4 protein-coding genes and 2 pseudogenes are annotated in these 7,608 nt (G+C 54.9%); 4 read left to right on the top strand and 2 right to left on the bottom strand.

From position 1 onward, the window contains the following. Positions 1-157: pseudogene (locus AB4Z53_RS21740) on the top strand (peptidase T); the annotation flags it as partial. Positions 158-300: 143 nt separating this feature from the next. Here the strand turns inward: AB4Z53_RS21740 and AB4Z53_RS21735 are convergent. Continuing rightward, positions 301-725, bottom strand: a pseudogene (locus tag AB4Z53_RS21735) (amidohydrolase); the annotation flags it as partial. Positions 726-739: 14 nt separating this feature from the next. Between AB4Z53_RS21735 and AB4Z53_RS21730 the strand changes: the two are divergent. Then, a complete protein-coding gene (locus AB4Z53_RS21730) occupies positions 740-1,198 on the top strand; it encodes a M20/M25/M40 family metallo-hydrolase (RefSeq protein ID WP_441597688.1) in 459 nt (152 codons plus the stop codon). 236 nt (positions 1,199-1,434) lie between these two features. Here AB4Z53_RS21730 and traA read toward each other — a convergent pair whose 3' ends face one another. Then, complete coding sequence (traA, locus tag AB4Z53_RS21725; protein ID WP_441597687.1) at positions 1,435-4,746, bottom strand: Ti-type conjugative transfer relaxase TraA; 3,312 nt, start codon at positions 4,744-4,746, stop codon at positions 1,435-1,437. Between the two features lie 628 nt (positions 4,747-5,374). Between traA and AB4Z53_RS21720 the strand changes: the two genes are divergently transcribed. Both AB4Z53_RS21720 and AB4Z53_RS21715 read left to right on the top strand, forming a co-directional pair. Continuing rightward, positions 5,375-6,007, top strand: coding sequence for a class I SAM-dependent methyltransferase (locus tag AB4Z53_RS21720; RefSeq protein ID WP_441597686.1), 633 nt, complete (start codon positions 5,375-5,377; stop codon positions 6,005-6,007). Positions 6,008-6,319: 312 nt separating this feature from the next. After that, the gene (locus AB4Z53_RS21715) at positions 6,320-7,396 is read left to right on the top strand and encodes a polysaccharide pyruvyl transferase family protein (protein WP_441597685.1); all 1,077 of its coding nucleotides are present in this window, start codon (positions 6,320-6,322) and stop codon (positions 7,394-7,396) included. Positions 7,397-7,608: the final 212 nt, after the last annotated feature.

Genomic DNA, 7,608 nt, shown 5'->3' with positions numbered 1-7,608 from the left:
CGATGGTGCCGTACTTTCGGCGCGCGGCATCCCGACGCCGAACTTCTTTACCGGCGCCTGCAATTTCCATTCGCGCTACGAGTTCCTGCCGATCCCGGCGTTCGAAAAGTCGCTGGAAGTGGCCATGGGGATTTGTCGGTTGGCGGCGAGGAGGTGAGGAGGTGAGGAGGTGAGGAGGTGACAAGGCTGCGAGTTGACAACCGATCTTTCAAGCTTTCCGCTTATCGATCGCAAGATAGCAGCCCGCCGATCGAGGTCAAGGAGGCTTGCGATTCCAATAGTGGAATTGGAACTCTATGGTCATCCGAGCTCGTTGCGGATCTCCCGCATGAAGACCGTAGCGCCAATGCCGATCAGGTCATCGGGAAAGTCATAGTCCGTATTGTGCAGCCGCGCGCGTTTTTCGCCGGCACCGAGGAAGAACATTGCCGATGGCGCCACCCGGCCATAAAGGCCAAAATCCACCGACCCCTTCATCGGCAGCACGCCCTCGCCGCGGTCATGGCTGACTCCTTCTTCGTCCGTGGCCCGCTCCAGCGCGCTTACCACCGCTTCCGCATTGCTGCACTGGAGGAACACGTCCTCATAGCCGATGGCAACCTTCAGCCCTGCCGCTCCGCTTCCCTCGCGACCAGCGCCTCGGCGCGGGCGACGAGATCGGCCATGCGCTCATCGGTGAGTGTGCGCAGCGTCGCCCAAATCTCGGCGTGGCCGGGGCTGATGCCGTGGCCGCCACGCCATGCCCGCCGAGACCGGTAGCGACCGCATCTGGCTTCGTTTCGCCGAGCGCAGCAATGATCGTTTCTGCAGTCTCCCGTCGGAGGACGGCATTGTGCCGACCTTTGCCGTTGCTTCGCTGCTTACCGGCCTGACGGCGATCTATGAGGGACGCGAGCCGGGCCGGACGCTCATGGTGCGCGCCGAACTCGACGGGCTCCCGATCGAGGAGATTTCCGAGATTTCCCATCGCTCTGAAATCCAGGGCAAGGGGCATCTATGCGGCCATGACGGGCACATGACGATCCTGATGGCGCTGGCCAAGGGACTGGGACAGATGCGGCCCGCCAAGGGCAGGGCGATTCTGATGTTCCAGCCGGCGGAGGAAAACGGCGCTGGCGCGGCGGAAGTGCTCTCCGACCCGCAATTCACAGAGATCAAGCCGGATCTCGTGTTCTCGCTGCGCAATTTTCCAGATTAAGTTTCGCTCACGCGGCTCTTCGCGCTGGCCGGTCAACTGCGCCTCCCGCGGCATGCGGATTTCGCTTTCTGGCAAGACGGCACATGCCTCGAATCTATGGAAAGCCCGAAGCGGCGACCATACCAGTTATAGGCGAGAGCAAACATCAGCACTCTACCGGCACGACCAGGGACGGAGAGATCGAGCGATTGCAGATTGAAGGCGCTAGCTTGTTGCCCCTACGCGACCCCGCTTCGTCATCTGAGCGACAGTCCTTGGCTCCTGGTTTGCCGCAACGACTCTGCTTGCTTCAACGCGAGGAACACTCGCTCATGCGCGGCAATTTGTTGCATTGTGCGCAAGAGATTCYAGGCCGCCCGCAAATCTTCCCTTTGGACTGCAGTCATCCCGGTTGACACCCGGTTGAAAACCTCTCCATTGGCATCTCTCGCCGCGATTACGAGGAACGTGCGCTCACCAAACCTCTCGGTCACGGCCTTGGAGAACCGCTCAAGCTCGGCCCTCATTTTGCTGTCGGCATGCACGACTTGGAGAGCACTTTGCGCATCATTGCGGCCAATCGCGTCTCGTGCCTCCGTAAGCACCTGCCTCGCCTGTAGTGAAAGTGCCGGGATGTCGATGGCGAGCTTCGTTCGCAGTTTCCGCTCTTCGGCTCTGTATTTCTCTTCTGCTTGGCGACGAAGTCGTATGTAGCTCTCAAGGCCCCCTGAAAGAGCGGGCACGTTGGCCAGGGCGCGAGCGCGGTCTTGTTTGTCGGTCCGCCACGCGAGCATGGCGCTACTTCCGTTGATGGCACCAAACGTCTCTGGGCTACGTGCAATCCTGGCGAGAATTACCCTGGCAACGTCACCGTTCTTGAGCATGGCATCGACATCAATCGCATTGAAGGCCGTCTGTGGATCAGCATAGACGAGCCGAAAACGCAAACTCACGTCCTCCCAATGTCGTTTCAAACTCACATCGGCCGCAAGCCTCTCCTCGATTGCCTCGGCTATTGTTTTCGGGAAGGTTTTGATTCCGGCCAGCATCGGAGTTTTATCGTCCGCCGCACCGGATTGCTTCATTTGGGCGGCCGGTGCGGCTAGCCGAATGCCGTCGCCGATGGCGGTCAACCTCTGAACAAGGTCGCTGAGCCGCTGCTTCTGTCGGACAGTCCATTCGATACGATCACGAACAAGCGTTCGCGCCACTGCCATCAAATGCAAGCCTCGAAGCTCGGCGAAGCGGAGGCCATCCCGGTAGAGAGAACGCTCTGTGTAGTCGAGCGTCGATTCCTTTGCATTTGCGCGAGACAATACTGAAACCAGCCCACCAGCATTTTCGAACGAGCGTCGCCCGTAGTAGATCTTTAGCTCTTCGCGGTGTCGCGTCATACCGACATATGCCAGATGTCGATCGAGTGAGAGGGAAGCCAGCAACTTCACATTATCGACCGTTGTGCCCTGGCTTTTGTGTATCGTAGTAGCGTAACCGAGATCTATATTCGGGTATCTTCGGCTCTCCACGGTTACAGCGCGGCGATGGTCGTGATCACCAACATCCACTACGATCCGATTAAGGCAAGCGTCGAGCACACGACCGATCATGCCGTTCTTGACATTTAACGTTGCATCATTTTTCAAAAACACAACCTGATCGCCCGATGCAAAGTGGCGCACCCCGTCTTGCGTAGCAAATGGAAGCCCTTTTCCAACCAAACCGCGCTCGACAAGTTTGGCACGCGCCTTCTCGTTCAATATCCGAACGTCGCGACGCAAATGCGCGAGTATCAATGAGGTATTTGTTGGGTTGTAGTCTCTGTCCCAATCGGCGATTAGCGCTTCTACTGCTTCTGCTTTCAACTCAGCGCTGACGGTCCTGTCGTGGGCTCCGTAGGCACGGACCGCATCCCCGACTTCTCCGCGAGCAAGGGCCAGCGACGCCATTCGCATCCAGTCCTGGCGTTGGCGGTATATAGTATCTAGTTCAGAGTAACCGATGCGCGCCACAATCGCGCGGAATGGCGCACCCGCCTCGATTGGCTGGAGCTGATCCGGGTCACCAACCAAAACGAGCTTCGCGCCCTCCTTCACAACGGTCTCAATCAGAGACACCATCTGCCGCGACGAGACCATGCCCGCCTCATCAAGAATGAAAATTGACCTGCTGTTGAGGGTAGCGTTTCCGTCCGCCCAAAGCCGCTCCCAAGAAGCAAGGGTTGCCGAGTAGATACCCGCTTCCTTCTCCAATCCCTCTGCAGCCTTGCCCGCAAGTGCACCACCGACCACTTGAAACCCGGCTGCCGTCCAAGTTTCGCGTGCAACCTTCATCATTGTGGTCTTGCCGGCACCGGCACGACCAACAACCGCAGCAAGTCGCCCCGCACCTGTAACGTTGGCTACGGCCGCCTGCTGCTCTGTTGACAGTCGCTGCACGGACATAGCGTTGGTCGGCTCCTTCCGGATGCCGTGGGTGGATTGACGCGCCAACCAAGCAGCTCGCTCGGCCATTTCGGCTTCGAGACGGATTAGTTTCCGGGTCGTGTACTTGGCTGGGGCACGAGCACCGGTCCTAAAATCTAATCGCTCGCGGTCGATACGCAAAATCTCGGGTGATTGGAGGATACGTGCCATGAGTTGGGCGAACACCCTCTCATCGTCGGTGTATCGATGAAGCACCTTGGCAATGTCGCGTTCGTCGAAGACGCTTTTTTGGCCTGCAATCAGATCAATCACTATTTCCGGCCGGCCTTGAATGCGGCGGGTATTTTGCGCGCGCCGTCCCGCTTGCAACTCAATCGACTTCGGTTTTCGCAGAACCGGTGTCTCTTGGCGCCCTATTCTACGCTCAATTGCCTTCGTTTCAGCGCTAAATCGGATGATCGGCTCAAGATCGATGCCTTGCCGCTTGAATGATCTGCCATCAATCCGAAGATCGAGACCAGCAAGCGCCAAATGACGGTTTTGGCAAGCGAACCAACCGTCGCGAAAGGCATTGAATTCCGCAAGTCCGCCAACCCAATTTCGGTAGACAATTCTGCCGTTGGCGCTGCGCTGTGGTGTTCCATCGCCAGAAACAACCTTAATTTTCTTCGATCCAAAGCCTTTGGTGGTGAGCGGCCGGAGCGTCATCATAAGATGTGTATGAGGATTTCCGGGAGTGTTGTGGTAGACCCAATCAGCCACCATGCCTTTCGCTAGGACATGTTGCTCGACGAACTCACGCACCAACGCAATGTTCTGATCGCTGGTAAGCTCAATTGGAAGTGCAAGTGTCACATCCTTGGCAAGCTGCGCGTCTGGCTTCTCCTCGAAGTTCTCCACTTGGTTCCAGAATGCTTCGGATGCACTTTTGGCCGAGGGACCAACCGCAATCGACCGCAACCACTCCGGCGCATCGACGGGAATGGCAAATTCCTCGTACAAAAGATCACGCTTCTCAGAATAGTTCGCCGTAGTGCCTTCGCGCTCAAAGTACATCGTCGCTCGATGCTTGTATGCCGCAGAAAGTACGGCGCTTCGTCCTTTTCCACGGCTAATCACATTGACGTCAAAATGAGGGCTGACCATTGCACTTTCTCCCGACTCGCGTGAGTTTTCGTTGCATCCGGTTGGCGCTTATTTCAGCGACTCAAAACACGTTTTGACCTGTCCAGGCATCTGGCTGCTAGGGCACCTCTCGGAGTTTGCCCCAATGGTCTGACATTTTGCCTTTCGAGACCATTTGACAGATTCTCTAACTATTTTTTCGCGACTTGACATTATAGATATCGCCGCGTCCGCGGCGACTGCCGCAGTAGGTGTTTGCGCTCGCCACAAGCAATGCGTTTCGAGGTGTTCGGCTAGCGTCCTGAGAATGGCGCACCTTCATGGAGGTTTTGGCCTTGGCCGCTGACGGCCGCATCGCTCCCGCCTCGTTCGACGACGACGCTCTCGGCCCTTAGACCAAGGCAACTCGTGTACCAAAACGCCAAGATCATTGGCGCGCAATACTGACTCGGCCCTTATGACGGACACATCGAACAAAGCACAGTTCACGGCACAACAGTGGAATGAGACGTATCCGAACTGATGATGAACAATATTCCCTATTTTTTGCGTGGGCCGCTTTTTTACTGAAGATGTAGGCGCGCGCCGACTTGACAGTCAGAGGTTGAGCAAGGTTACTTTACGATCATGTTGGCAGAGGAACGGTTCAATGACGCTTGACGAGATCGGACTGAAGAACGGAACGGACAAGGCGTCCGATCGTAACGATTTCCTGCGCCGCTACGAACCTTTCTTGGAAAAACAGCGCGATAGGAAGATCAAACTTCTGGAAATCGGCGTTCTCGAAGGGACTTCCATACGCACGTGGCGGGACTATTTCAGCGAAGGCGAAATCATCGGCGCTGACATCAATCCTGAGGTCACACGGTACACCGGCGAGCGCATCAGCATCGAGATCATCGACCAGGGCAAACCGGCTGACCTTGATAGGCTGGTCTTCAAAGGCCCGTATGACGTCATCATCGACGACGGTTCCCACCTTTGGGAGCACCAGATCCTTACGCTCCGCAAGCTCCTCCCGGCTTTGAAGCCAGGCGGAATTTTCATCATCGAGGATTTGGATACCAGTCATGGCAAGTACCGTATAAAATATGGCACGCCCGGAACGTTAACCGCGACCGAATACCTGCAGCGCATCTCCGATTGGGTCATTGGTATTTGGGTTTCCAGTCGTGAAGAAGTCGAGGATAACTTCATAATCGAAGCTGGCCGAGACCTTGAGTTCGTAGCATTTCTCCGCGGTGCGGCAGTCCTACGCAAAAAGCTGCCCGAGCTTAAATAAACCAGCCCGCAATCTGCCATAAACACTAAGAAACGCGCTCCTGATCGCTCACGGGAGGAACTCACTTGGGCACGGCCCTACCGCAGGTGCCCGTTGCATATTCTATGAAGCAAGACTCATTGATGAGCACTAAAAGCTGGAGCTTCTCGCAGGCGAAATTGCCATTGATCGCACGTGCTCGCTGGCGTCAGCCGTTCACGGTTTTCCCAAAAGTTATGAGTTCTTGCCGCCTCAGTGCCGTTCTGCTGGACAATCGCCCGACAAAGGGCGTAACCAAAGATCGCCTTTAGCCATTGAATACAAGGAATACCAATGTTTTCGCGACCAATCGTAATCGGATGCCCGTCCATCGCTCAAAAAGGTGAATTAAGCAATGCGGAGCTCGTACAACGATTGGGCGGCAACTCGGGGAACATGCTATTCACTGAGGCAATCTTACGAAACATCGACAGAAGCTTGTTCTACCATGGAGGTCGCCTCCCGGATGATGTAGATGGTATCATTATCGCAGCAGCAAACTGGATGAACCCGGGCGATGATTTTAGTGAACTAGCGTCGCTAATAGAAGCTACGGACCTCCCCGCTGCCATTGTAGGGATCGGCGCACAGTCGAGCGTGAGAAAAGAAATACCCAGGGTTGAACCAGGGACTATTAGACTCATGAAGATTGTATCTGAACGTTCTAATGTGATTAGTACTCGGGGACCATTTTCGTGTGAAGTCCTTGAATTTTATGGCATCAAGAACTCTATCCCGACGGGCTGTCCATCCTTGCTGATGTGCGGCCCTTCCGGCCCAACCGTCAGAAAGCACGCATTGGGAAGCGGAATTGTAATGCATGGCACTCGCCATGCAGACAATATTCCAATCGATTTTCAATCCTATATTTATAATCAAGCATATAAGCTTAAGGCTGACATTCTATTACAATCAGAGACTACAGACCTCGAAATAGCTTACGGCAGTGCTCCTTATGACGTTGCGGGGCAATCCGCTCACATTGCTGGCGTCACTTACAGAACAGAAAATTATCCCAATCTTGTAAACTACCTCAGGAAAAAGGCCGCATTCTTTTACAACTTAGACACGTGGATCGAGTACGCTAAAAACAAAGAGTTCTTTGTCGGCACTAGAATTCACGGAACAGTTGCGGCTTTAATCGCAGGAACCCCCGCCCTGTTAATTGCTCACGACTCCCGCACTATTGAACTCGCTCAAACGATGGGCATCCCTTACATTTCTTCAGAAAAGATAGACGTGTCGAAAGATTTGGATGTCTCCGCGCTATTCGAACTTTGTTGCGGGTATAATTTCCCGCGCTACAAGTTCTACCGCGATGGCTTTAGATCTTTTTTTGAGGCAAACTCCATACCGTTTAACTGGAACTAAGCAGTAAGCAGCAACGATTGTCGGTGAGTAGCCTGCTTTAGATGAGTGAGATGCAATCGCGCTGAAACTATCGGAAGGTCAATGATTCTCTCTGTATCATTGGCCATCCCGCTAGATTTTGGCCTTCAGTCTTTCGCCATCGGCTTTGAAGCTATATCGCCGATAGATATAGAGAACGGGAAGTAACTCCATCGGTTCGGCTGTTGGCCGTT

It is taken from the genome of Ensifer sp. 2TAB8 (genome assembly GCF_052115125.1).
GTDB lineage: Bacteria > Pseudomonadota > Alphaproteobacteria > Rhizobiales > Rhizobiaceae > Ensifer.
This window is presented reverse-complemented; position numbering and strand designations above follow the sequence as displayed.